The sequence below is a fragment of the Jiangella anatolica genome, assembly GCF_003236295.1.
In the GTDB taxonomy this organism is placed as follows: Bacteria; Actinomycetota; Actinomycetes; order Jiangellales; family Jiangellaceae; genus Jiangella; species Jiangella anatolica.
Genome location: NZ_POTW01000011.1, coordinates 46275 through 71353 on the forward strand (window position 1 = coordinate 46275; position 25079 = coordinate 71353).

The window sequence follows — 25079 nt, forward strand, 5'->3', positions numbered from 1 at the left end:
GGAGGCCGGCTCGGACGAGCGGCCTCCCACCACCGTCAGACCTCTTCGACGCTGCTCGGCTCGCGCCGGGACAGGTCGATTCCGAGTTCTTCAGCCGCGCGGAACACGTCCTCGTCGGTCTCCCGCATCTCGATCTGGGACCCGTCGCTGGAGAGCACCTCGACGTTGAGGCACAACGCCTGCATCTCCTTGAAGAGCACCTTGAACGACTCGGGGATACCGGACTCGGGGATGTTCTCGCCCTTGACGATGGCCTCGTAGACCTTGACCCGGCCCGGGACGTCGTCGGACTTGATGGTGAGCAGCTCCTGCAGCGCGTAGGCGGCGCCGTAGGCCTGGAGCGCCCAGACCTCCATCTCGCCGAAGCGCTGGCCGCCGAACTGCGCCTTACCACCCAGCGGCTGCTGCGTGACCATCGAATACGGGCCGGTCGACCGGGCGTGGATCTTGTCGTCGACGTGGTGGTTGAGCTTCAGGATGTACATGTAGCCCACCGCCACCGGCTTCGGGAACGGCTCGCCGGACCGGCCGTCGAACAGGTTGGCCTTGCCGTCGCCGCCCACGAGGCGGACGCCGTCGCGGGTCTTGAGCGTCGACCCGAGCAGGCCGCCGATCTCGTCCTCGCGCGCGCCGTCGAAGACCGGCGTGGCGACCTTGGTGTCGGCCGGCGCCTCGGCGGCGCCGATGCCGCGCAGCCGCGTCTTCCACTCCTCGTCGTCGCCCTCGACCTGCCAGCCGGTCTTGGCCACCCACCCGAGGTGGGTCTCCATGACCTGGCCGAGGTTCATCCGGCTCGGGACGCCCAGCGGGTTCAGCACCATGTCGACCGGGGTGCCGTCCTCGAGGAACGGCATGTCCTCGACCGGGAGGATCTTGGCGATGACGCCCTTGTTGCCGTGCCGGCCGGCGAGCTTGTCGCCGTCCTGGATCTTGCGCATCTGGGCGATGTAGACGCGGACCAGCTGGTTGACACCCGGCGGGAGCTCGTCGCCCTCGTCGCGGTCGAACACCCGGACGCCGATGACCTTGCCGGACTCGCCGTGCGGCACCTTCAGCGAGGTGTCGCGGACCTCGCGCGCCTTCTCACCGAAGATCGCGCGGAGCAGCCGCTCCTCCGGGGTCAGCTCGGTCTCGCCCTTCGGGGTGACCTTGCCGACCAGGATGTCGCCGTTGGTGACCTCGGCGCCGATGCGGATGATGCCGCGCTCGTCGAGGTCGGCGAGCACCTCGTCGGAGACGTTCGGGATGTCCCGCGTGATCTCCTCCGGGCCCAGCTTGGTGTCGCGGGCGTCGACCTCGTGCTCCTCGATCTTGATCGAGGTGAGGACGTCGTCCTGGATGAGCCGCTGCGAGATGACGATGGCGTCCTCGTAGTTGTGGCCCTCCCACGACATGAACGCGACCAGCAGGTTCTTGCCCAGCGCCATCTCACCGAGCTCGGTGGACGGGCCGTCGGCGATGACCTGGCCGGCCTCGACCCGCTGCCCCTCGTCGACGATCGGCTTCTGGTTGATGCACGACCCGGCGTTGGAGCGGCGGAACTTGGCCAGCTGGTAGGTCTGGTAGGTGCCGTCGTCGGCCATGATCGTGACGTAGTCGGCCGACAGCTCGGTGACCACGCCGCTCTTCTCGGCCAGGATGACGTCGCCGGCGTCCTCGGCCGCGTGCGACTCCATGCCGGTGCCGACCAGCGGCGACTCCGAGCGCAGCAGCGGCACGGCCTGCCGCTGCATGTTCGAGCCCATGAGCGCGCGGTTGGCGTCGTCGTGCTCCAGGAACGGGATCATCGCGGTGGCGACGGAGACCATCTGCCGCGGCGACACGTCCATGTAGTCGACCTCGCCGCCCGGCACGGTCTCGATCTCGCCGCCACGCTTGCGGACCAGCACCTTGTCCTCGGCGAACCGGCTGTCGTCGGTCAGCGGCGCGTTGGCCTGCGCGATGACCCGGCGGTCCTCCTCGTCGGCGCTCAGGTACTCGATGTCGTCGGTGACCTGGCCGTCGACGACCCGGCGGTACGGCGTCTCGATGAACCCGAACGGGTTGATCCGCCCGTAGGTGGCCAGCGAGCCGATCAGGCCGATGTTCGGGCCCTCAGGCGTCTCGATGGGGCACATGCGGCCGTAGTGCGACGGGTGGACGTCGCGGACCTCCATGCCGGCCCGCTCACGCGACAGACCGCCCGGACCCAGCGCGTTGAGCCGGCGCTTGTGCGTCAGCCCGGCCAGCGGGTTGGTCTGGTCCATGAACTGCGACAGCTGGGAGGTCCCGAAGAACTCCTTGATCGCGGCCACGACCGGCCGGATGTTGATCAGCGTCTGCGGCGTGATCGCCTCGACGTCCTGCGTGGTCATGCGCTCGCGGACGACGCGCTCCATGCGGGACAGGCCGGTGCGGACCTGGTTCTGGATCAGCTCGCCGACGGTGCGGATGCGGCGATTGCCGAAGTGGTCGATGTCGTCGACCTCGACCGGCACGGTGACTTCGCCGGTCGTCATCTCCGTCTCGTTGGCGTGCAGCCGCACCAGGTAGCGCAGCGTGCCGACGATGTCGTCCATCGTCAGCGTGCTCTGGTCCAGCGCGAGGTCGACGCCGAGCTTCTTGCCCAGCTTGTACCGGCCCACGCGGGCGAGGTCGTAGCGCTTGGGGTTGAAGTAGGCGTTCTCGAGCAGCTGCTGCGCGGCCTCGCGCGTCGGCGGCTCGCCCGGGCGCATCTTGCGGTAGATGTCGAGCAGCGCCTCGTCCTGGGTGGTGGTGTGGTCCTTCTCCAGGGTGGCGCGCATCGACTCGTAGTCGCCGAACTCCTCGAGAATCTGCTCGTTCGTCCAGCCCATGGCCTTGAGCAGCACCGTGACGTTCTGCTTGCGCTTGCGGTCGAGGCGGACGCCGACCATGTCGCGCTTGTCGATCTCGAACTCCAGCCAGGCGCCCCGCGACGGGATGACCTTGGCCGTGTAGATGTCCTTGTCCGAGGTCTTGTCCAGCGAACGCTCGAAGTACAGACCCGGCGAACGCACCAGCTGCGACACGACGACGCGCTCGGTGCCGTTGACGATGAACGTCCCCTTGGGGGTCATGAGCGGGAAGTCGCCCATGAACACGGTCTGGGACTTGATCTCGCCGGTCTCGTTGTTGATGAACTCGGCGGTGACGAACAGCGGCGCGGAGTACGTGAAGTCGCGCATCTTGCACTCGTCGATGCTGTTCTTCGGGTCCTCGAACCGGGGGTTCGAGAACGACAGCGACATCGTCGCCGAGAAGTCCTCGATGGGACTGATCTCGTCGAGGATCTCCTGCAGGCCCGAGGTGGTGTTGACGTCGGTACGCCCCTCGGCCTCCGCGGCGGCGACACGCGCCTGCCAGCGCTCGTTGCCGAGCAGCCAGTCGAAGCTGTCTATCTGGAGGGCGAGCAGGTTCGGGACGTCAAGAGGTTCGCGAATCTTGGCAAAAGAGATACGACGCGAGACATTAGGGCCAGCAGTGGTGGTGGGCGTGACGGCCAACAGGGGTCCTTCCGAGGGCACACGGTCGGAATGCACGCGCAGTCCTCAACCCAAGCGGGCAGCATCGGCGAAGGGCAGCGCAAAGCTGCAGTCTAACCCAGTGGGCACACTGCTGTCGAGTGGTCAGCCACTCCGCGCTTCCTTCTGTCTCGCATCCCCCACCCCGCTGCCAGATCAGCATCTCGTCACGAGGTCGCCCACGTCAAGCACCAACTCCCCCGGAATCAGCGACATGGCACCTTAATTGCCACATTCACCGTGCTCAGCGGCCAATCGGTGACTCATCCGAACGTACGATCCAGTGGCGCGGCGCGCCGTTTCGAGCCCCCGGAGCGGCGTCGCGAGCCATGTCCCGGGGTCTGGAACGGACGGCCGAATTTCGCTGCGGGCGAACGAACCGGACACGAAACGGGCCCGGCACCCCGCGATGGGGGTACCGGGCCCGCGTGTGTCAGTGGGTCAGTGACTCACTTGACGGAGACGGTGGCGCCGGCGGCCTCGAGGGCCTCCTTGGCCTTGTCCGCGGCCTCCTTGTTGACCTTCTCGAGCAGCGGCTTCGGCGCGGCCTCGACGAGGTCCTTGGCCTCCTTGAGGCCGAGCGAGGTCAGACCCCGGACCTCCTTGATGACCTGGATCTTCTTGTCGCCGGCGGCCTCGAGGATGACGTCGAACTCGTCCTTCTCCTCCTCGGCCGGGGCGGCGGCGCCGGGGCCAGCGGCGCCCGGAGCGGCGGCGACGGCGACCGGGGCGGCCGCGGTGACCTCGAAGGTCTCCTCGAACTTCTTCACGAACTCGGAGAGCTCGATGAGGGTCATCTCCTTGAACGCGTCCAGGAGCTCCTCGGTGTTGAGCTTCGCCATGGTGGCGGTTTCCTTTCTCTGTTCGGCTGAGTGCCGGGTTGTCGTACGGGCTCGGGGCCGTGGAACGACCCCCGGTGGTCAGCCCTCGTTCTGCTCCGTGGCCTCGGCCGCGTCGGCGGCCTCCGTGGCCTCGGCCGCGTCGGCGGCCTCCGCGACGGGTGCCTCGGCGGCGGGCGCCTCGGCCTCGACCTTCTGCCGCAGCGCCTCGACGACGCGAGCGGTCTGCGCCAGCGGCGCCTGGAACAGCGACACCGCGTTCTGCAGCGACGCCTTCATCGCACCGGCCAGCTTGGCCAGCAGGACCTCACGCGACTCGAGGTCGGCGAGCTTGGTGATCTCCTCACCGGTGAGCGGCGCCCCGTCGAGCAGGCCACCCTTCACCACGAGGACGGGGTTCGCCTTGGCGAAGTCACGCAGACCCTTCGCGGCCTCGACCGGGTCGCCCTTGACGAAGGCGATGGCCGACGGGCCGGAGAGGTAGTCGTCGAGCCCCGAGATCCCGGCTTCCTTCGCCGCGATCTTGGTCAGCGTGTTCTTCACCACGGCGTAGGACGCGTTCCCACCGAGCGACCGACGCAGTTCCGTCAGCTGCTTGACGGTGAGGCCGCGGTACTCGGTCAGCACGACCGCGTTGCTGGCGCGGAACTCGTCCGCGAGCTCGGCGACCGCGGCTGCCTTGTCAGGCCTCGCCATGGGGCTCCTTCTTCCGGATGGGTGCCGGTGGAGGCCCGCAGACATGAAGAACGCCCCGGCGCAGGCGCGGGGCGAAGAAGACCGGCGGCACAGCCGACGGCGCGACGTTCGTCTCTCACCTGCGCGGGCCGCCCACATCGCTGCGGGGCCTTCGTCACGATCGGCAAGCGACCGTGAGACCGGCGGTCTTTGGCAGCGTTCATGGTACGGGCACCGGGGCGCTCTCGCCAAATCAGCCGAACGGGCCGGTCTTCTGGTCCTGGAACGAGTGCACCATGTCGCGCAGCTCCTCGGTCCGATCGGCCGGCCAGTCGTCCGGCGGCGCGACCGCCAGCCAGGCGTCGACCAGCTCGCCGCCGTAGTTGTGCCCGTGCCCGGCCGGCACCGTCGCCGACAGCGCCATGTCCGCCGTGACCTGCCAGAACGTCACGAACGGATACCAGTCGAGGCTGGGCAGGACGTCCGGGCCGTGCTCCTCGTCGATCCACTCCGGCCGCTCGAACATCAGGTCCCACGACCACAGCGTCACCGGGTCGGAGGCGTGCTGCAGGAACAGCACCGGCGGGCCGTCGTCGAACTCCAGGTCCAGCGGCTCCTGCCAGCCGCCCCAGAACTTCACCTCGGCGCCGCCGTCGACGACCGGCAGCCGGGCCGGCGAGCCGTCGTCGCGCTCGGCGGTGAGCTCGCGACGCAGCGCGTGCCGGCTGGGCGAGCCGACCCACAGCGCGCCGTCGACCTTCGAGCGCAGGTCGTCCAGCGAGTCGAACGCCGACGCGCTGCCCATCGCGCCGAGGCTCTCGCCGTAGACGAGCAGCTTCGGGCGCTCGTCCGGCGGGCGCTCCAGCCAGGCCTCCTGCACGGCCTCGAACAGGGCCCGGCCGGCGAGCTGCACCTGCTCCTGGTCGGCGACGAAGGAGATCCAGCTGGGCAGGTAGGAGTACTGCAGCGCGACGATCGCGGAGTCGCCGTTGTAGAGGTACTCCAGCGCGTCGGCGGCGGCGCCGTCCACCCAGCCGGTGCCGGTCGTCGTCACCACGACGAGGACGTCGCGGTCGAAGCCGCCGGCCCGCTCCAGCTCGCGCACGGCCAGCGACGCCAGCCCGGCGGGCGTCTCGGCGGAGTCCATGCCGACGTAGGCACGGACCGGGTCGAGCGCGGGCCGGCCGCTGAACGCCGTCAGCTCGTCCACCGTCGGGCCGGACGAGACGAACTCGCGGCCCTTGCGGCCCAGCGAGTCCCACGTGACCAGCGAGCCGGGCCCGCCGGAGTGGGTCGGCGACGACGGCGCGTTGTTGCCGGCCTCGGTCTCCATGTTGACGGCGGCGAACGCGTCGTTGGCGACATCGAGCAGCGATGGGTACAGCAGGCCCGTCCACGACCAGGTCGCCAGCCCGCCGACGCACAGCACCGACGCGACCAGCGCGACCTGCGGCGGCACCCAGCGCGCGAAGAAGCGCCGCAGCCGCCGCGACGCGGCCCGCAGCAGCCGGGCCAGCGCCAGGAAGACCACGAAGATCGCGCCGGCGACCAGCAGGATGAGCAGGTAGTGATTGGGCCCCGGGTTCTCGACGTCCATCAGCGCGCGCAGCTGGGTCTGCCAGGCCGCGTTGTCGGCGAGGTACCAGGCGATCGCCACGGCCGCGACGACGCCGACGCCCCACCAGGCGATCAGCCGGGCCCGTCGCGACGGCGTCAGCAGCTCCGGCCGGGCCCGGCGCAGCACCAGCCGGACCAGCCAGCCGATCAGCACGCCGAGCGCGTAGCCGATGGTGGCCGTCAGGCCGCTCACCATCGCCTGGTAGATCCAGGTGCGCGGCAGCAGGGTCGGCGTCAGCGACCAGCAGAAGAAGCAGACCGCGCCGATCAGCCCCGCGTAGTCCGGGCGCAGCCAGACGAGGAAGCGGCCGAGCACCGGGACGTCGAGCACCGACGGCAGGCTCCGCCCCCGCGCCAGACCGCGGTCGAGCAGCTGCGTCACCGGCGCCGCCCTCCGGGGGCCGTGGAGCGGGCAGAACGCGACCGCCGCGAGCCAGCAGACTGGATCGCGGCGGTCGGCGGACGCTGAGCCGTCAGCAACGGCTCACCGGTCGGAGCTCACGCGTCGGCGGCCTCCGCCGCCCGCACCTTGGCCGGGTCGAGCGGGATGCTCGGGCCCATGGTGGTGGTGAGCGTGGCCTTGCGGATGTAGCGGCCCTTCGACGCCGACGGCTTGAGCCGGTTGATCTCGTCGAGGGCGGCCGCGTAGTTCTCGGCCAGCGCCTGCTCGGTGAACGACGTCTTGCCGATGATGAAGTGGAGGTTCGCGTGCCGGTCGACCCGGAACTCGATCTTGCCGCCCTTGATGTCGGAGACGGCCTTCTCCACGTCCATGGTGACGGTGCCGGTCTTCGGGTTCGGCATCAGGCCGCGCGGGCCGAGCACCCGGCCCAGCCGGCCGACCTTGCCCATGAGGTCCGGCGTCGCGACGACGGCGTCGAAGTCGAGCCGGCCGCCCTGGACCTCCTCGACGAGCTCGTCGCCGCCGACGATGTCGGCGCCGGCCGCCTTGGCCTCCTCAGCCTTCGGACCCACGGCGAAGACCAGGACCCGGGCGGTCTTGCCGGTGCCGTGCGGGAGGTTGACGGTGCCACGGACCATCTGGTCGGCCTTGCGGGGGTCGACGCCCAGCCGCAGGGCCACCTCGACGGTGGCGTCGTACTTGGTGCTCGACGTCTCGCGGGCCAGCTTGACGGCCTCGGTCGGGGCGTAGAGGCGGTCGCGGTCGATCTTCTCGGCCGCGGCGCGGTAGGACTTGCTGCGCTTCATGTCTTCTCCTCGTGTTCCTGGAGTCGTGGTGCGGGCCCAGCGCTGGGACCCTCCCACTGGCCGGCTCGTACTGTGCGAGCCGGTGTCAGTCGGCGACCGTGACGCCCATCTGCCGGGCGGTGCCCGCGATGATCTTCTCGGCGGCCTCGACGTCGTTGGCGTTGAGGTCGGGCATCTTCTGCTCGGCGATGGCCCGCAGCTGCTCGCGGCTGATCGACGCGACCTTCGTCTTGTGCGGCTCGCCGGAGCCCTTGTCGATGCCGGCGGCCTTCAGGATCAGCTTGGCGGCCGGCGGCGTCTTCGTGACGAAGGTGAAGGAACGGTCCTCGTAGACCGTGATCTCCACCGGGATCACGTTGCCGCGCTGCGACTCGGTGGCCGCGTTGTACGCCTTGCAGAACTCCATGATGTTGACGCCGTGCTGGCCCAGCGCGGGGCCGACCGGCGGTGCTGGGGTCGCCTGGCCGGCCTGGATCTGGAGCTTGATCAGGCCTGCGACCTTCTTCTTCGCTGGCATTCCTCGGGTCCTTGTCGTGATGGTGATGCTGTCCCATGCGCACCGGACGGCGCGCGCGGGGACCGTCAGAGCTTCTGGATCTGGTTGAACGAGAGCTCGACGGGGGTCTCGCGGCCGAAGATCTCGACCAGTCCCTTGATCTTCTGGGAGTCGGCGTTGATCTCGTTGATGGTCGCGTGCAGGGTGGCGAACGGTCCGTCGACGACCATGACGGAGTCACCGACCTCGAAGTCTACGACCTCGACCTGCTTCTTCTCCTCGGCCGGCTTGGACTGCTCGGCCACCTGCGGGGCGAGCCACCGCTCGACCTCGTCCAGGCCCAGCGGGATCGGCTGGTGCGCGTGCCCGACGAACCCGGTGACGGCCGGGGTGTTGCGGACCGCGGACCACGACTCGTCGGTCATGTCCATGCGCACCAGCACGTAGCCCGGGAAGCGGTTGCGCTTCACCAGCCGGCGCTGGCCGTTCTTGATCTCGGCGACCTCTTCGGTGGGCACCTCGATCTCGAAGATGTAGTCCTCCATGTTGAGGCTGCCGATGCGGTTCTCGAGGTTCGCCCGGACCCGGTTCTCCATGCCGGAGTAGGTCTGGACGACGAACCACTCGCCCGGCTTCGCGCGCAGCACCCGGCGGAACTCCGCCAGCGGGTCGGACTCCTCGGACTCGACGCTGTCGGCCGCGACGTCCGCGCTGTCGGCGGGCTCCGCCTCGGGTGCGGCCTCGGCCGGACCGGGCTCGCCCGCGGGCGACTCCTCGGTCTCGACGTCCTCGATGGTCGACTCGTGCTCGGACACGGTGTGCGCTTCTTCCTCCTGGGTGCGGCTGACCACGGGATCGATCAGCCGAAGATCTCGAACATCGCCCAGCCCAGGCCCAGATCGAGCAGCGAGACGACCGCGATCATGATCGCCACGAAGACGAGCACGACCGCCGTGTACGTCAGCAGCTGCTTGCGGGTCGGGTAGACGACCTTCCGCAGCTCGGCGACGACCTGGCGGGTCCAGAGCGACAGCCGGGCGAACGGCCCGCGGCGCCGGGGCGAACGCGGACGCTCGGGTGTAGCGGTCATGCCGCTGGTCTCCGTCACGTGCTACCTCGCTGACTCTGGAACAACGTCAGGCCGCTGGGTTGTGGCGACCTCGCAGGGCAGGAGGGACTTGAACCCCCAACCGCCGGTTTTGGAGACCGGTGCTCTACCAATTGAGCTACTGCCCTTCGAATGGACGTGGTGAGTCCCAGCCAAAGATGTGTGGGCACGCTTCGGCCGGGGGTCCGACGACCACCCAAGAGTGAGAGTGTACGGGGTGAGGGGCGTCCGGGTCGAACTCGCTGCGGAGAACGGTCTTGGCCACCACGACCGGTCCAACGAGATCAGCACTCGGTCCGTTCCTTGACCCGCCGATCGACGGGACGGAAAGATCACGATTCACGTGAGATGTCACCTGTCACCGCTCGGGAGGCAGCCGTGAACGCAGCGAAGATCCCCGTCCGTCTGGCCACCGGCGCGCTCGCGATCGCGTTGGCGGGCCTCGTGTTCCCCGGCGCGCCGTCCGCCACGCCGTCCGCTCCCCCGGGCGCGCTGCCGGGCGCCGAGGTCACCGTCGTCCGCGTCGAGGCGGCCACCGACGACGACCGCCGGCGCCTGCTCGGCCTCGGCCTGGACGTCGTCGAGGCCGACGACGCGACCGCCGAGCTCTTCCTCTACTCCGGCGCCGAGGCCGACGCCCTGCGCGCCGCCGGCTTCGATCCCGTCATCGTCGACCACGACCGGTCGCCGGCCGCACGGGCGCTGGCGGCGACCCGGGCCGCCGAGGAGCGCGCCGAGGCGACGGCGGCGACGTCCGAGCTGCCGACCGGGCGGGTGTCGTACCGGACGCTCGACGAGATCGAGGCCGAGCTGGCCGAGCTGGAGGCCGCGTACCCGGACCTCGTCCGGCTGTTCGAGCTGCCGCACCCGACGCTGCTCGGCCGCACCGTCCACGGCGTGGAGATCTCCCGTGACGTGCACGCGCCGTCGGGCGAGCCGGTCTTCCTCACCACCGGCGTGCACCACGCGCGCGAGTGGCCGACCGCCGAGGTCACGCTGGAGTTCACCTGGGACGTGCTGCAGCACGACGGCGCCGACGAGCGGATCACCCGGCTGCTCGACAGCACGACGATGATCGTGGTGCCGGTGGTGAACCCGGACGGCTACGAGCTGTCGCGCAGTCTCGTCAACGAGCAGAAGCGGAAGAACTGCCGGGTGGCGCACGGCGCGATCCCCACGTACGAGCAGTGCGCCGACCCCGTCAACGCCAACCGCGGCGTCGACCTCAACCGCAACTACGCGCCGTTCTGGGCCGGCCCCGGCTCCAGCGCGAGCCAGACCGCCAGCAACCACTACGGCGAGGCGCCGTACTCCGAGCCGGAGATCCACAACATCGCCGAGCTCACGGCCGCCCACCAGGTCACCGTCGCCGTGCACAACCACTCGCCGGACGGACGGCTGCTGCGCGCGCCGAGCTCGCCGCTGGAGCCGGTGCCGGCCGACGTGGAGCTGTACGACGCGCTCGCGCAGGAGCTGGGCGCCGCGCTGGACTGGCCGGCCGGGCCGTGGCCGGAGATCTACTACGAGGCCAGCGGCGTCGCCGAGCAGAACGCGTACTACACCGCGGGCATCTTCGGGTTCACGACCGAGATGACGCCCGGCCACGACGGGCTGGCCCGGTTCCACCCGCCGTACGAGTACGTCGTCGACCAGTACTTCGGCACCGGCAGTTACCCGGGATCCAGCATGCGCGAGGCGCTGCTGATCGCCTGGGACGCCGCCGCGGACCCGGCGCTGCACTCCGTACTCACCGGGCGGGCGAAGCCGGGTGTCGAGCTGACCCTCTCGAAGGACGTCGTCGTCGACTCCTCGCCGCTGACACTGCCCGGTGGCGGCACCGGCGTCGTGTCCACGCCGGTCACGCTCTCGTCGACGCTGACGGTGCCGGCCGGCGGGCGGTTCGAGTGGCACGTCCAGCCGTCGCCGCGGCCCAGCCAGTACGCGTCCGCGCACCTGCCGGAGAGCTGGACGGTGTCGTGCCGCAACCGTTCCGGCCGCGTCGTGCACAGCCAGCAGGTGACGGTCGAGCGCGGGCAGAGCGCCGTTCTGGACCTGCGCCGCTGCCCGGCCGTCCCGCCGCGGGATCGTTGATCGCTGGCGCGTCCGGTCGCGGGTCTCTACTGTCGATGTACAGCCCGCGACCGGACGGAGATCGCCCATGAGCGGCACCGCGGCCGAACTGCGCCCGCCCCGCGACGTCGTGCGCGCCGTGCGCCTCATGTGGGCCGGCGCGGCGCTGACGGCGCTGCTCGGCCTGCTGCGGCTGCTCGACCCGGACGCCTTCGAGGACGCCCTCGACACCTCCAGCGGCACCAGCGCGCGCGGCTCGTACGTCGCCTACCTGTTCGTCGTCGCGGTGATCTGGCTGGTGGTGGCGCGATACTGCGCCCGCGGCAGCCGGCGGGCCCGGCGCGCCGCGGTGTTCTTCGCGGTGCTGTACCTGGCCGCCGTCGTCACGACGTTGGCGGGGCGGCCCCGGTTCGACCTCTACAACGTGGTGAGCGTGCTCATCGCGGTGGTGGCGGCCGCGGTGATCTGGCTGTTGTACCGGCCCGGTTCACGGCCCTGGTTCCTGCGCTCCGGGCCTCCGGCCAGCTAGTGTGCGGGCCTGAACGCACCCGACGAGACGATGGAGAATCGACCATGAGCGGCACCAACCCTCCGCCGGGATCCGGTCCGGGCGAGGAACAGAACCCGTACGCGCAGTCCGGCCAGGGGCAGCCGCCGCAGCAGCCGTGGGAGTCGGCGCCGCCGCCCAGCGCGCCGCCGGCCTGGAGCGGCCCGGTCGACGGAGGCGCCGCCGCCTGGGGCGACCCGACGCCGCCGTCGGAGCCCCCGCAGCCGATCCGGCGCGCCGCGATCCTCATGTACGTCGGCGCGGCCATCTCGGCGATCACCGCGCTGATCCCGCTGCTGTTCCGCGACTCGATCCGTGACGCGATCGAGGACTCCGACACCAGCCTCAGCGCCGACGAGCTCGACACCGCCGTGAACGTCGCGGTGGGTTTCGCGGTCGTCATCGGCCTCATCGGCGTCGCGCTGTGGCTGTGGATGGCGGCGATGAACAAGGCCGGCAAGTCCTGGGCCCGGGTCGTCGCGACCGTGCTCGGTGGTCTGAACATCCTGTTCACGGTGATCTCGCTGGGCACCGGCGGCGGCGGCGCCGGGCTGATCCTCAACCTGGCGTCGATCGCGCTGGCCGGGTACATCCTCTACCTGCTGTACCGGCCCGAGTCCAGCGCCTACTACGCCGCCATGAGCGGCAAGGGACGCTGACCGCCTCAATACGCAGAACCCCTTGGCGTGGCGCGGCGAGGTGATGCCAGGATGGTCGGCATGACCTCGCCTGCGCCCGCCGGCGCCCACCCCCGCGTCTCTGCCCGTATCGCCGCCATCGCCGAGTCGGCCACGCTCGCGGTGGATGCGAAGGCGAAGGCGCTCAAGGCGGCGGGCCGGCCGGTGATCGGCTTCGGCGCCGGCGAGCCCGACTTCCCGACGCCGGACTACATCGTCGAGGCCGCGGTCGAGGCCTGCCGCGACCCGCGCAACCACCGCTACACCCCGGCCGGCGGCCTGCCGGAGCTGAAGGAGGCCGTCGCGGCCAAGACGCTGCGCGACTCCGGCTATCAGGTCGAGCCCAGCCAGGTGCTCATCACCAACGGCGGCAAGCAGGCCGTCTACGAGACGTTCGCCGCACTGCTCGACCCGGGCGACGAGGTGATCCTCCCGGCGCCGTACTGGACCACCTACCCGGAGTCGATCGCACTGGCCGGCGGTGTCCCCGTCGAGGTGCTGGCCGACGAGACCACCGGCTACCGCGTCAGCGTCGAGCAGCTCGAGGCCGCGCGCACGTCGCGGACGAAGGTGCTGCTGTTCGTGTCGCCGTCGAACCCGACCGGCGCGGTGTACTCGCCCGAGGCGGTCCGCGAGATCGGCCGCTGGGCCCACGAGCACGGCCTGTGGGTCGTCACCGACGAGATCTACGAGCACCTCGTCTACGGCGACGCCCGGTTCTCCTCCATCGTCACCGAGGTGCCGGAGCTGGCCGACACCTGCGTCGTCGTCAACGGTGTGGCCAAGACCTACGCGATGACCGGCTGGCGGGTCGGCTGGATGATCGGCCCGAAGGACGTCATCAAGGCCGCCGGCAACCTGCAGTCGCACGCCACGTCCAACGTCGCCAACGTCTCGCAGCGGGCCGCGCTGGCCGCCGTCGCCGGTGACCTGTCCGCCGTCGCCGACATGCGGGCCGCCTTCGACCGGCGCCGGCAGACCATCGTGTCGATGCTCAACGCGATCGACGGCGTGTACTGCCCGGAGCCGGAGGGCGCGTTCTACGCGTATCCGTCGGTGAAGGACGTGCTGGGCCGCACCATCGCCGGGCGCACGCCGAAGACCAGCGCGGAGCTCGCCGAGCTGATCCTCGAGGAGGCCGAGGTCGCGGTGGTGCCGGGCGAGGCGTTCGGCCCCAGCGGCTACCTGCGGCTGTCGTACGCCCTGGGCGACGACGACCTCGCCGAGGGCGTCGGGCGCATCCAGCGGCTGCTCGGCTGAGCCTGTCGCGGTGACCGGACCGGCCCTTCGCGACCTGCGGGCGCTGCCCAAGGCGCACCTGCACCTGCACTTCACCGGCTCGATGCGGCACTCGACGCTGCTGGAGCTGGCCGACGAGCACGGCGTGCGGCTGCCGGACTCGCTGCGCGAGGACTGGCCGCCGCTGCTGTCGGCGGCCGACGAGAAGGGCTGGTTCCGGTTCCAGCGGCTCTACGACCTGGCCCGTTCGGTGCTGCGGACCGAGTCCGACGTGCGCCGGCTGGTCACCGAGGCCGCCGAGGACGAGGCCGCCGAGGGGTCGGGCTGGCTGGAGATCCAGGTCGACCCGTCCGGCTACGGCGGCCGGTTCGGCGGCATCACCGCCTTCACCGACCTGGTGCTCGACGCCGCCCGGTCGGCGTCATCGTCGACCGGGGTCGGGATCGCCGTGGTGATCGCGGCGAACCGGACCCGGCATCCGCTGGACGCCCGGACGCTGGCCCGGCTGGCGGTGCAGTACGCCGGCCGCGGCGTCGTCGGTTTCGGCCTCTCCAACGACGAGCGCCGCGGTGTCGTGGCCGAGTTCGCGCCCGCCTTCGCCATCGCCGGACGGGCCGACCTGCTCTCGGTCCCGCACGGCGGCGAGCTGCGCGGCCCGGACAGCGCACGGGCCTGCCTCAACGACCTCGGCGCCGACCGGCTCGGCCACGGGATCCGCTCGGCGGAGGACTCGGCGCTGGTCTCGCGCATCGTCGACGCCCAGATCACCCTCGAGGTCTGCCCCGCGTCGAACGTCAGCCTCGGCGTCTACCCGACGGCCGCGGACGTGCCGCTGCGCGCCCTGGCCGACGCGGGGGCGCGGATCGCGCTCGGCGCGGACGACCCGCTGCTGTTCGGGTCGCGGCTGCTCGACCAGTACGAGACGGCCCGGCACGTGCACGGATTCAGCGACGCCGAGCTGGCGCAGCTGGCCCGCGGCTCCGTCGACGGCTCCGCCGCCCCCTCCGACGTCCGCAAGGAGCTCCTCGAAGGCATCGACGCCTGGCTCTCCTCCTGACGCGCTGCTCGCCGGCTCGAGTTGATCACGTTGAGCATGCATGATCACGCTCCACCAGGCAGGCATGCCTAGCGACGTGTGAACACGCCTATGTGTATGGCACGCCGCCCTCGAAGCCAGATGAGTGAGTCCGACTGATCGTGCGTGCTGTCACCGGTGGGGGCGCGGCCGAGCCGATGCACGCGGATCCGGCGAATGCCACCCGATCAGGACCCCGCATCCGCGCGTTTGACGGGCATCCGCCGGCGCTCGTCCTCGCCCAGGCCGGCCGGGGACGAGTGCGTCAGGCGGGCGCCCCGACGGTGGCGGGCGCGGCGGCCAGCTCGTCGAGGATGCCGGGGGCGCCGGTGCGCAGGTACCACTCGTAGCCGTACGCCTCGTCGAAGCCGGCGTGGCCGAGCGAGTCGGCGCTGACCTGGCTGGCGTGGACGGCGATGGCGGCCCGCTTGACCGCAAGCTCCGTCGTCGTCGCGGCGAGGCGGAGGGCGACGTCGCCGGAGGGGACGCCGAAGGGGAGACCGGTCGCCTCGGCGGCGGCGTGGATGAGGTGCGAGCGCGTCGCCCGGTCGTGCAGGTGGTCGCGGTCGACGGTGGACTCGTAGGCGGCGATGCCGGTGCGACGGGCGGCCGCGGCGCCGATGCGGTGCGCCGCCAGGTGGTCGGGGTGCCCGTAGATGCCGCGCCCGTCGTCGTGGACGATGGCCTCGGCGGACTCCTCCTCGATGAGAGCGGCGACGCGGCGGGCGACGCGCTCGGGGTCGGCCGCTGCGAGGGCGTCGGGATGGACGTTGTCGGCGGCGCCGGGCAGTCCGGAGTCGCGCGCGCCCAGCAGCACCAGCCGCTCGACGCCGAGGAGGGCGGCCGCGCGCTCCAGCTCGGCGACCCGGCGGTGCGCCATCGTCTCGCCGGACGACAGCGGCACGTGCGCCTCGCCCAGCTCACCGAGGGTGGCCGTGACCAGCACGACCCGCGCGCCGGCGTCGGCCAGCCGGCGCATCGTCACACCGGTGAAGATCGCCTCGTCGTCGGGGTGGGCGTGGAGGACGAGGACGGTGCGTCCGCGAAGGGACGTGAGGTTCGAGAACATTCCTGCCTGCTGTGGTGACGGAGCCAACGGCCCCGGAGGGTGAACGGGTCGCGGATGAGGTTCAGCGACAGCGACAACAGCAGGGCATGCCGAGGACCGCCGCGAGGGCGGTACGGGTCGGCAGGACGTTCACGAGCGCAGAGTCTGCCACATCGGCGCAGGCTCGCGCACCCCTTTTCAGGCCTCGACGAGCTCGTCGGCGCGGCGGTCGTAGGCGTCGCGGGCGGCGGCGATCTCCTGGCGGTGCTCCTCGGTCCAGTTGACCAGCGCCTCGATGGTGTCGTGCAGGGTGGCGCCGAGCGGCGTCAGCTCGTAGTCGACCCGCGGCGGCACGACGGGGTGCACGGTGCGGCGGACCAGGCCGTCGCGCTCGAGCTGGCGCAAGGTGACTGTCAGCATCCGCTGGCTGATGCCGTCGATCTCGCGCCGCAGCTCGGTGAAGCGCAGCGTTCGCAGGTCGAGCAGCGCGATGACCAGCAGCGACCACTTGTCCGCGATGCGGTCGAGGATCTGCCGGACCTCGCAGTCCTCGCGCGGGTCCCAGATCTGGCAGTACGCGGGGTCGGTTACCGGCGTGTACCCGGGTGACTTCGAAGTGCCTTCTTCCATGCTCAGCCATGGTGCCGGAAGATGCGATCAGTGACAAGAAGTAACTGACCCTCGATCCGATAACCAATGAAGGAGTCCCGTGGCAACGTCGGACCGGCTAACCGCTCGCGGCTGGGCCATCCTGATCGTGCTGAGCAGCGCGATCTTCCTGGAGGGCATCGACATCGCGATGATGGGCGTGGCGCTGCCCTCGATCCGCGCCGACCTCGGCCTGTCCACGTCGTCCCTGCAGTGGGTGGTCAGCGCCTACGTGCTCGGCTACGGCGGGTTCGTGCTGCTCGGCGGCCGCGCGTCGGACCTGCTCGGCCGGCGCCGGATGTTCCTGCTCTGGCTCACCGTCTTCCTGCTCTTCTCCGGCCTCGGCGGCCTGGCGACCGACGGCTGGATGCTCGTCGTCGCGCGGTTCGTCACCGGCGTCGCGGCCGCGTTCATGACGCCGGCCGGCCTGTCCATCATCACGACGACGTTCGCCGAGGGACCGCAGCGCAACCGGGCGCTGCTGGTCTACGCCGGCATCGCGGCCGGCGGCTTCTCGCTCGGCATGGTCACCGGCGGGCTGCTGACGTCGATCGACTGGCGCTGGGTGTTCTTCGCGCCGGTGATCATGGCGGCGCTCATCCTGGCCGCCGCGGTGCGGCTGGTCCCGCGTGACACGCCGGCCACGTCGGCGGCAGGCGGCTACGACCTCCAGGGCACGCTCAGCCTGACCGGGGCGATGCTGCTGCTCGTCTACTCGGTCGTGATGCTGCCGGACGTGTCCGCCGGCCAGACGGCGGCGACGGCAGCCGCGGGCGTCGCGCTGCTGGTGCTGTTCGTGACGATCGAGCGCCGGTCCCGCACGCCGCTGCTGCGCCTGGGCCTGCTCCGGTCCGCGCCGCTGCTGCGGGCCAACCTGGGCGCGCTGCTGCTGCTCGCCGGCTTCTTCGGCTTCCAGTTCATCGCCGTCCTCTATCTGCAGGAGTTCCGCGGCTGGTCGGAGCTGCAGACCGGGCTGGCGCTGATGATCCTCGGGCTGGACGCGATCCTGGCGCCGACGCTGACGCCGGTGCTCGTGCGCCGGTTCGGCAACGGCCGGGTGATCGTCGCCGGCCTGGCGCTGTCCGCCGTCGCGTACGCGCTGTTCCTGCGGGTCGGCGCGGACTGGACCTACGCCGCCATGCTGCCGACGTTCCTGTTGCTGTCGACGGCGTTCGCGCTTGCCTACGGGCCGCTGACGATCGCCGCCACCGACGGCGTCGCCGAGCACGAGCAGGGCGTGGCCGGCGGCGTCCTGACGACGTCGTTCCAGTTCGGCGCCGCGCTCGGGCTGGCGGTCGTGACGGCGGTCGTGGTCGGGCGCAGCGGGACGGACGGTGCCGGGCTGGACGCGTTCCGGACGGCGCTGCTGGTCCCGCTGGCCGCCGCGGCGCTCGGCATCCTCGTGACGGCGTCCGGCCTGCGGCGGCGCGGCACCACGTCAGCACCGGCCGAGGCCGTGCTCGAGCGCACCTAGGATGAGCGGATGACCAGGGACGCCGTGATCACCGAGCGGCTCGTCGTGCGCCCGCCGCAGGACGCCGACCGGAGCCGGTTCGTCGAGCTGTTCGGCGACGCGGACTTCATGGCGTTCGCCACGGACGTCCTCACCGAGGAGCAGGCGCACGCCCGCTTCGACCACATGGCCGAGGTCTGCCGGGCGATCCCGTTCGGCAAGCAGCCGGTGGTCGAGCTGGCCTCCGGGCGCATCGTCGGCTACACCGGCGTCGACCACATCGAGGTCGACGGCCGGGCCTGGCTGGAGTGGGGCTACCGGCTGGCGTCCGACGCCCGGGGCCGGGGGTACGCGACCGAGGCGAGCCTGGCGCTGCTGGCCAAGGCCCGTGAGACCTATGCGGGCGAGCTGCTCGCGATCATCGACCCGGCGAACGTCGCCTCGCGCCATGTCATCGGCAAGCTCGGCTTCACGTTCTGGAAGCAGACGCCGATCGACGGCGACCCCTGCGACCTGTTCACCCTGACGCTGGGCGACGGCTAGAGCGCGCAGCCGACCAGCCTGGGCTCCGGCGTCAGCTCGACGCCGAAGGCCGAGCGCACGCCGTCGCGCACCTCGCGGGCGAGGCTCAGCAGCTCGGCGGTGCTGGCGTCGCCGCGGTTGGTCAGGGCCAGCGTGTGCTTGGTGGACAGCGAGACCGCGGACCGGCCGCCGCTGTAGCCGCGGCGGAAGCCGGCGTGCTCGATCAACCAGGCGGCACTGGACTTGACCAGCCCGTCGCCGGCCGGAAAGCGCGGCGCGCCGTCGGGCAGTGCGGCCGCCTGCGCCTCGGTGAGCACGGGATTGGTGAAGAACGACCCGGCGCTCCACGTGTCGTGGTCGGCGGCGTCGAGCACCATGCCCTTGCCGGTGCGCAGCGCGAGCACGGCGGCGCGGACGTCGCCCAGCGGCGCCCGCTCCCCCACGGCGACACCGAGCCGGCGGGCCAGCTCGGCGTACCGGACCGGCAGGCCGAGGCTGCCCTCGCGCAGCTGGTAGCTGACGGTGAGGATGACGTAGCGCTCGGATCCCTTGAACCGGCTGTCGCGGTAGGCGAAGCGGCAGTCGGCGTTGGCGAAGGTGCGGACGCGGCGGTCCTGGCGGTCGTAGGTGCGCACCGTCCAGACCGTCTGCGCAACCTCCTGGCCGTATGCGCCGACGTTCTGCATCGGGGTGGCGCCGACCAGGCCCGGGATGCCCGACAGCGCCTCGATGCCGGGCCACTCGTTCGCGACGGTGTACGCGACGAGGTCGTCCCACGGCTCGCCGGCGGCCGCCGTCAGCAGGACGCCGCCGCAGGCCGCGAGCGCGTCGCTGTCGCAGGAGGCGCTCGCGTCGACGTCGATGCCGCGGGTGGCGACCAGCACCACCGTCCCGGCGAAGCCGGCGTCGTCGACCACGAGGTTGGACCCGCCGCCGACGACCAGGACCGGCTCGCCGCGCTCGTCGCAGTCGCGGACGGCGCCGATCAGCTCGTCCTCGGACGTGACCTCGACGACGCGCGTGGCCGGTCCGCCCAGCCGCAGCGTCGTCAGCTCGGCCAGCGGGACGGTCCCGACCCGCGTGCTCACGGTTCCGACGGACGCTCGGCCGGCAGCCGGCACAGCGCCCGGGCCTGCGTGAGGACCTTCTGCTCGTCGACCTTGACGGTGAGCTCGAGGGCGACCAAGCCGTCGTCGCGGACCTCGGTGACGGCGGCGGCCACCCGGACGGCCACGCCGATGTCGTCGTCGGGGACGACCACCGGGCGGGCGAAGCGGACCCCGTACTCGACGACGGCGGCCGGGTCGCCGAGCCAGTCGGTGAGCAAGCGCCCGGCCAGGCCCATGGTCAGCATGCCGTGCGCGATGACGTTGGGCAGGCCGACGGACGTGGCGACCCGCTCGTTCCAGTGGATCGGGTTGAAGTCGCCGGAGGCCCCGGCGTACCGGACCAGGTTCTCGCGGGTGATCCAGTACGTGTGGTCGGCGACGACGTCGCCGACGGCCAGCTGCTCGGTCACCCGCTCAGTCACTGGCGTCTCCCCCGTCCACGTCCTCGGGCCGCACCAGGAGGGTGGCCTCGGAGAGACAGACGTCCGCGTCGTTCTCGTCGCGTACCTCGGTGCGGATCTTCAGCAGGTCGTTGCCGGCGACGGCACGGACACCGTCGAGCCGGGTGGTCGCCTCGACCCGGCTGCCGACCCGCAGCGAGCGCGAGTACGTGAACCGCTGGTCGACGTGCACGACCCGGGCGAACTCGATGCCCAGGTCCTTCATCAGCAGGTCGAAGCCGTTCATCACGATGATCATCACGAACGTGGGCGGCGCTACGACGTCGCCGTGCCCGTAGCCGCGCGCCGCCGCGGTGTCGACGTAGGCCGGGTTCGCGTCGCCGATCGCCTCCGCGAACTCGCGGATCTTCTCCCGGCTCACTTCATAGATCTGGGGAGGGTAGACCCGTCCGACGACCGAGGGATCAATGGGCATGCGCTGAACTTACCGTCACCTGGGCTGAGCACCGACGGGAGGACCCTGGCGACGGGACCCCGAAGGGTGTCAGCGGGTCTCGCGGTGGACGGTGTGCGTGCGGCAGCGCGGGCAGAACTTCTTCAAGTCGAGCCGGTCGGGATCGTTGCGCCGGTTCTTCTTGGTGATGTAGTTGCGCTCCTTGCACTCCGTGCAGGCCATGGTGATCTTGGGACGGATGTCAGCGCTCTTGGCGGCCACGGGTGCCTCTTTCGGGGACGTCTGGATCGTCGGAACCGTGCAAGGGTACCCGACCTGGTCACGACCCACCCAATCGAGCGAGCGGTGACGGCCGGGCCGGGGTGGTAGCGGGGGCGGGACTCGAACCCGCGACACAACGATTATGAGCCGTTTGCTCTAACCACCTGAGCTACCCCGCCGAGGGGAGTCGGCGCCGCGCAAACGGCGCAGCCTCACCAGAGCCCCAATACGGAATCGAACCGTAGACCTTCTCCTTACCATGGAGACGCTCTGCCGACTGAGCTATTGGGGCGTGCGCCAGTTGAGGGTACACAACCTCGGGCCGTGGTGCGAAATCGGCCGTTCGGCTGCCGAGTTCACGTCCCGGACCGGCGGACCGGGACGCTCGCTCATTGCCCTCGAGAGGCGTGGCAGGTGCAGGATTCGAACCTGCGTAGGCTGTGCCGGCTGATTTACAGTCAGCTCCCTTTGGCCGCTCGGGCAACCTGCCGGGTGGTTCCCCGCCATCGGCTGGGACCGGTGAGAGAATACATCAGCGCGGAGGGCGCCGGACAATCGGTTCGGGCCCGCGACATCCAGAGGGAGCGATCGTGGCTGGCGAGTCGTCGTTCGACGTGGTGAGCAAGGTCGACCGGCAGGAGGTGGACAATGCGCTGAACCAGGCATCGAAGGAGATCGCCCAGCGTTTCGACTTCCGTGGCACCGGCGCCTCGATCCGCTGGCTCGGTGAGCTGGGGGTCGAGATGGAGGCCTCCGCCGAGGACCGCGTCAACGCCGTGCTCGACGTCTTCAAGGACAAGCTGATCAAGCGGAAGGTGTCGCTCAAGGCGCTCGACGCCGGCGAGCCGCGCGCCTCCGGCACCGTCTACAAGATCACCGCCACGCTGCAGGACGGCCTCGACCAGGACCAGGTGAAGAAGATCACCAAGGCGATCCGCGACGACGCGCCCAAGGGCGTCAAGACGCAGGTGCAGGGCGACGAGGTCCGCGTCTCCGCCAAGAGCAAGGACGACCTGCAGGCGGTCATGGCCATGCTGCGCGAGCAGGACTTCGACTTCGCCGTACAGTTCACCAACTATCGCTGACCGGTAGTTCGCGGGGACTTCGGCCGTACGCCGGGCTGCGTTCACGGCAGCGTCGCGCCGTCGTCGCAGGGCACCATTGTGATCGGCGGATGAGAACTCCACTCGCGCGTTCCGTCGCGGCCGCCGTCGCCGCGACCCTGCTGCTCCCGGCAGCCGCGGCCGCCGGAGAGGACGAGTCGCGAAGCCGCGGCCCGGTCCTTCAGCCCGTGCTCGAGGGCCGGGCCACGCTGTCGGCCGACTACTTGGCCGAGGGGCCGCCGTCGGGCGCGCTCGCGACGCCGGCGAACGGCCGGCAGGGCCCGTGGGACGGCCAGGTCATCCCCGGCTTCTCCGCGATGGTCGACAACGGCGACGGCACCTTCTGGGCGCAGCCGGACAACGGCTTCGGCGCGAAGGGCAACTCGGCGGACTTCCTGCTGCGCAACTACCTGGTGCGGCCGGACTGGAACACCGGCTCCGAGGGCTCCGGCTCGGGCCAGATCGAGGTCGAGCGGTTCGTCTCGTACAACGACCGCAACCACGTCCTGGACTTCCCGATCGTCAACGAGTCGACGCCGGACCGGCTGCTCACCGGCGCCGACTTCGACATCGAGTCCGTCGTGCTGGCCAAGGACGGCACCTTCTGGGTGGGCGAGGAGTTCGGCCCGTTCATCCTGCACTTCTCCGCCGACGGCACGCTGCTGGAGCCGCCGGCGCCGCTGCCGAACGGGCTGAAGTCGCCACAGAACCCGTACCTGCAGGCCGGCGAGACGCCGCTGGTGCGGTCCAGCCGCGGCTTCGAGGCGATGGCCGCGTCGCCGGACGGCCGCTACCTCTACCCGATCGTCGAGGGCGCCTACACGAACGACCCCGACCAGCGGCGCCGCGAGATCCACGAGTTCGACACCCGCCGGGACCGCTACACCGGGCGCACCTGGAGCTACCAGACGCACCAGGACGCCAACGTCATCGGCGACGCGTTCACCGTCGGGCGCGGGAAGTTCTGGATCATCGAGCGGGACGACTTCGAGGGCGACCAGTCGGTGATCAAGCGGATCTACGAGATCGACCTCAACCGCCGCGACCGCGACGGCTACGTGCGCAAGACGCTGATCCTGGACGCGCTGAAGATCGACAACCCGCTGGGCATCGACGCCGGCGAGGGCTACGGCCTCGGCGAGACGTTCGCGCTGCCGGTGCAGTCGTTCGAGACGGTGCTGCGGCTGAAGGACGGCCGCATGCTGATCGGCAACGACAACAACTACCCGGGCAACGACGCGCGCGTCACCGGCACCCCCGACGACACCGAGATGGCGATCGTCGACCTGCGCCGGGTCCGGCCCACCGACGACGGCGTCACCGTCGTCGGGCATCGCGGCGCGTCGGGCTACCGGCCGGAGCACACGCTGGCCGCGTACGAGACCGCAATCCTGCAGTGCGCCGACTACATCGAGCCCGACCTCGTCTCGACGAAGGACGGCGTGCTGGTCGCGCGGCACGAGAACGAGATCGGCGGCACCACCGACGTCGCGAACCGCCCGGAGTTCGAGGGCCGCCGCACCACGAAGGTGATCGACGGCGTCAGCGTCACCGGCTGGTTCACCGAGGACTTCACCCTCGCCGAGCTGCGCACGCTGCGGGCGAAGGAGCGGATCCCGGCGGTCCGGCCGGGCAACGTCGCGTTCAACGGGCTCTACCAGATCCCGACGCTGGACGAGGTGCTGGACCTGGCCCGCAACTCGCGCACCTGCGACGGCCAGCCGGTCGGCGTCTACCCCGAGACGAAGCACCCGACGTACTTCGACTCGATCGGGCTGTCGCTGGAGGAGCCGCTGGTGGCGCAGCTGGCGGCGAACGGGATGAACCACGAGGGCGCCCCGGTCATCCTGCAGTCGTTCGAGACCGGCAACCTCAAGGAGCTGGACCGCATGACCGACGTGCGGATCGCCCAGCTGATCAGCTCCAGCGGCGCGCCGTACGACCTCGTCGCGGCCGGCGACCCGCGCACCTACGCCGACCTCGCGACGGCGGCCGGGCTGCGCGCGATCGCCCGCTACGCCGACGGCGTCGGCCTGGAGAAGAACGTCATGATCCCGCGCAACGCCGACGGCACGCTCGGCTCGCCGACCCCCGTCATCCGCGACGCGCACCGGGCCGGGCTGGAGGTGCACGGGTGGACGTTCCGCCGCGAGAACCAGTTCCTGCCCGCCGACTTCCGCTCGTCGGCCGACCCGGCCGGGATCGGTGACCTCGAAGGCGAGATCCAGGTGTTCCTGGAGGCCGGGATGGACGGGTTCTTCACCGACAACCCCGACCTCGGCGACGCCGCCGTCGAGGACTGACCGACCGGCGTCCGGCCCGTGCACTCGCGCACGGGCCGGGCGCCGTCGCCGGCTTGGCAGGGTCGGCGGGCGAGGGTAAGCTGGCGAACGCCAGGGCAGTAGCCTGAGGAAGTGAGCCCCGCAGTCGTCCGGACGGTCGGTGAGCGGGGCTTCGCGCTGTCTAGACCCTGATCACCGTGGTGAAGACGGAGATCAGCTGGCGCCAGCGCCCGCCCTTCGCGTAGCACCACGCGACCGCGTCGGCCACGCACAGGAGCGGGTCCTCGCTGGCCCGCAGGTGCCGGTACTCCAGGTCGGCGGACTGCTTGCCGGTCAGCTCGAACAGCATGCGCCGGTCCGCCTCGACCACGGCGTCGTCACGCTCGAGCACCAGCCGCGTCACGCCCAGTTCGGCGAGATCGGGCACCATGCGCTCGAGGCATGCGCGGCGGGCGGTGCGGCCGTTGTCGGTCACGTAGACGCGGACGGTCAGGTCCAGCGCCGCGATGCCGGCGAGGATCTGCCCGCGGCGGGCGTCGTTCTCCTTCTTGAAGTGGATCCGCGACTGGCCACGCCTGAACAGCCGGCGCATGGCGGCTCGGTGCGCCGTCACGTGACCGTCTGCGGCCGTCACGACTGCCACGACGTAGTCGCCCTCGAACGACTCGTCGACGAACGCGTGCAGCGGCACGGGCCCGACCTCCAGCCTGGCCGGGCCTGTGATC

The 25079-nt window shown here is 70.9% G+C and carries 24 protein-coding genes and 4 tRNA genes; 9 read left to right on the plus strand and 19 right to left on the minus strand.

The annotated features are described in order from the left end of the window. Nucleotides 1-35: 35 nt before the first annotated feature. The 9 genes from rpoB to C1I92_RS06680 form a co-directional block, all read right to left on the minus strand. Complete coding sequence (gene rpoB, locus C1I92_RS06640) at nt 36-3506, minus strand: DNA-directed RNA polymerase subunit beta (protein WP_111253924.1); 3471 nt, start codon at nt 3504-3506, stop codon at nt 36-38. Nucleotides 3507-3970: 464 nt separating this feature from the next. Further along, nucleotides 3971-4363 (minus strand): 50S ribosomal protein L7/L12, encoded by a 393-nt coding sequence (gene rplL / locus C1I92_RS06645; protein ID WP_111253878.1) that lies wholly within the window; start codon nt 4361-4363, stop codon nt 3971-3973. A 78-nt stretch (nt 4364-4441) separates the two neighbouring features. Further along, nucleotides 4442-5056 (minus strand): 50S ribosomal protein L10, encoded by a 615-nt coding sequence (gene rplJ / locus C1I92_RS06650; RefSeq protein ID WP_111253879.1) that lies wholly within the window; start codon nt 5054-5056, stop codon nt 4442-4444. A 232-nt stretch (nt 5057-5288) separates the two neighbouring features. Next, nucleotides 5289-7034, minus strand: a complete 1746-nt coding sequence (locus tag C1I92_RS06655) for an alpha/beta hydrolase (RefSeq protein ID WP_111253880.1) — start codon at nt 7032-7034, stop codon at nt 5289-5291. A 116-nt stretch (nt 7035-7150) separates the two neighbouring features. After that, complete coding sequence (gene rplA / locus C1I92_RS06660; protein ID WP_111253881.1) at nt 7151-7861, minus strand: 50S ribosomal protein L1; 711 nt, start codon at nt 7859-7861, stop codon at nt 7151-7153. An 85-nt stretch (nt 7862-7946) separates the two neighbouring features. After that, entirely contained in the window at nt 7947-8378 is a 432-nt protein-coding gene (rplK, locus tag C1I92_RS06665) for a 50S ribosomal protein L11 (protein WP_111253882.1), read from the minus strand. Between the two features lie 65 nt (nt 8379-8443). Then, nucleotides 8444-9172 carry a transcription termination/antitermination protein NusG gene (gene nusG, locus C1I92_RS06670; RefSeq protein WP_233506872.1) on the minus strand — a complete coding sequence of 243 codons (729 nt, stop codon included), beginning with the start codon at nt 9170-9172 and terminating at the stop codon, nt 8444-8446. Between the two features lie 44 nt (nt 9173-9216). Beyond that, nucleotides 9217-9447 (minus strand): preprotein translocase subunit SecE, encoded by a 231-nt coding sequence (secE, locus tag C1I92_RS06675; protein WP_111253925.1) that lies wholly within the window; start codon nt 9445-9447, stop codon nt 9217-9219. Nucleotides 9448-9520: 73 nt separating this feature from the next. Then, nucleotides 9521-9593 (minus strand) — tRNA-Trp (locus tag C1I92_RS06680). A 250-nt stretch (nt 9594-9843) separates the two neighbouring features. Between C1I92_RS06680 and C1I92_RS06685 the strand changes: the two genes are divergently transcribed. The 5 genes from C1I92_RS06685 to C1I92_RS06705 all read left to right on the plus strand — a co-directional run bounded on the left by C1I92_RS06685 (nt 9844) and on the right by C1I92_RS06705 (nt 15055). Beyond that, nucleotides 9844-11556, plus strand: coding sequence for a M14 family zinc carboxypeptidase (locus C1I92_RS06685; RefSeq protein WP_111253884.1), 1713 nt, complete (start codon nt 9844-9846; stop codon nt 11554-11556). Nucleotides 11557-11623: 67 nt separating this feature from the next. Further along, nucleotides 11624-12064, plus strand: a complete 441-nt coding sequence (locus C1I92_RS06690; protein WP_111253885.1) for a hypothetical protein — start codon at nt 11624-11626, stop codon at nt 12062-12064. Nucleotides 12065-12108: 44 nt separating this feature from the next. After that, the gene (locus C1I92_RS06695; protein ID WP_111253886.1) at nt 12109-12741 is read left to right on the plus strand and encodes a hypothetical protein; all 633 of its coding nucleotides are present in this window, start codon (nt 12109-12111) and stop codon (nt 12739-12741) included. A gap of 51 nt (nt 12742-12792) precedes the next feature. Next, nucleotides 12793-14019 carry a pyridoxal phosphate-dependent aminotransferase gene (locus C1I92_RS06700; RefSeq protein WP_438940523.1) on the plus strand — a complete coding sequence of 409 codons (1227 nt, stop codon included), beginning with the start codon at nt 12793-12795 and terminating at the stop codon, nt 14017-14019. 10 nt (nt 14020-14029) lie between these two features. Further along, nucleotides 14030-15055 carry an adenosine deaminase gene (locus C1I92_RS06705; protein ID WP_111253887.1) on the plus strand — a complete coding sequence of 342 codons (1026 nt, stop codon included), beginning with the start codon at nt 14030-14032 and terminating at the stop codon, nt 15053-15055. A gap of 283 nt (nt 15056-15338) precedes the next feature. On the opposite strand, the gene C1I92_RS06710 is transcribed toward C1I92_RS06705, so the two are convergent. Together C1I92_RS06710 and C1I92_RS06715 are read right to left on the minus strand one after the other, a co-directional pair. Beyond that, the gene (locus C1I92_RS06710) at nt 15339-16142 is read right to left on the minus strand and encodes a PIG-L family deacetylase (protein ID WP_111253888.1); all 804 of its coding nucleotides are present in this window, start codon (nt 16140-16142) and stop codon (nt 15339-15341) included. 177 nt (nt 16143-16319) lie between these two features. Continuing rightward, on the minus strand, nt 16320-16751 hold the full coding sequence (locus C1I92_RS06715; protein ID WP_111253889.1) for a winged helix-turn-helix transcriptional regulator: 432 nt from the start codon (nt 16749-16751) through the stop codon (nt 16320-16322). A 79-nt stretch (nt 16752-16830) separates the two neighbouring features. On the opposite strand from C1I92_RS06715, the gene C1I92_RS06720 reads away from it, so the two are divergent. Continuing rightward, complete coding sequence (locus C1I92_RS06720; protein WP_199521010.1) at nt 16831-18243, plus strand: MFS transporter; 1413 nt, start codon at nt 16831-16833, stop codon at nt 18241-18243. 9 nt (nt 18244-18252) lie between these two features. After that, nucleotides 18253-18765, plus strand: coding sequence for a GNAT family N-acetyltransferase (locus tag C1I92_RS06725; protein WP_111253890.1), 513 nt, complete (start codon nt 18253-18255; stop codon nt 18763-18765). Here the strand turns inward: C1I92_RS06725 and C1I92_RS06730 are convergent. From C1I92_RS06730 to C1I92_RS06760, 7 genes are all read right to left on the minus strand, one after another. Then, nucleotides 18762-19832, minus strand: a complete 1071-nt coding sequence (locus tag C1I92_RS06730) for a UDP-N-acetylmuramate dehydrogenase (RefSeq protein WP_199521011.1) — start codon at nt 19830-19832, stop codon at nt 18762-18764. The two genes, C1I92_RS06725 and C1I92_RS06730, sit on opposite strands and share 4 nt — an antisense overlap. Then, entirely contained in the window at nt 19829-20275 is a 447-nt protein-coding gene (locus C1I92_RS35235; RefSeq protein ID WP_111253892.1) for a MaoC family dehydratase, read from the minus strand. Before C1I92_RS35235 ends, C1I92_RS06730 begins: the two co-directional genes overlap by 4 nt. Beyond that, nucleotides 20268-20729, minus strand: coding sequence for a MaoC family dehydratase N-terminal domain-containing protein (locus C1I92_RS06740; protein WP_111253893.1), 462 nt, complete (start codon nt 20727-20729; stop codon nt 20268-20270). Before C1I92_RS06740 ends, C1I92_RS35235 begins: the two co-directional genes overlap by 8 nt. Before the next feature lie 69 nt (nt 20730-20798). Then, nucleotides 20799-20969 carry a 50S ribosomal protein L33 gene (rpmG, locus tag C1I92_RS06745; protein WP_026877526.1) on the minus strand — a complete coding sequence of 57 codons (171 nt, stop codon included), beginning with the start codon at nt 20967-20969 and terminating at the stop codon, nt 20799-20801. Nucleotides 20970-21071: 102 nt separating this feature from the next. Next, nucleotides 21072-21148, minus strand: a tRNA-Met gene (locus C1I92_RS06750). Nucleotides 21149-21188: 40 nt separating this feature from the next. Further along, a tRNA-Thr gene (locus tag C1I92_RS06755) sits at nt 21189-21261 on the minus strand. A 116-nt stretch (nt 21262-21377) separates the two neighbouring features. Continuing rightward, a tRNA-Tyr gene (locus tag C1I92_RS06760) sits at nt 21378-21459 on the minus strand. A 100-nt stretch (nt 21460-21559) separates the two neighbouring features. On the opposite strand from C1I92_RS06760, the gene C1I92_RS06765 reads away from it, so the two are divergent. Both C1I92_RS06765 and C1I92_RS06770 read left to right on the plus strand, forming a co-directional pair. Beyond that, the gene (locus tag C1I92_RS06765) at nt 21560-22054 is read left to right on the plus strand and encodes a YajQ family cyclic di-GMP-binding protein (RefSeq protein ID WP_111253894.1); all 495 of its coding nucleotides are present in this window, start codon (nt 21560-21562) and stop codon (nt 22052-22054) included. Nucleotides 22055-22143: 89 nt separating this feature from the next. After that, nucleotides 22144-24375: an esterase-like activity of phytase family protein gene (locus tag C1I92_RS06770; RefSeq protein ID WP_111253895.1), complete on the plus strand. Its 2232-nt coding sequence runs from the start codon at nt 22144-22146 to the stop codon at nt 24373-24375. A gap of 160 nt (nt 24376-24535) precedes the next feature. Here C1I92_RS06770 and C1I92_RS06775 read toward each other — a convergent pair whose 3' ends face one another. Then, the gene (locus C1I92_RS06775) at nt 24536-25045 is read right to left on the minus strand and encodes a hypothetical protein (protein WP_199521012.1); all 510 of its coding nucleotides are present in this window, start codon (nt 25043-25045) and stop codon (nt 24536-24538) included. Between the last annotated feature and the right edge of the window lie 34 nt (nt 25046-25079).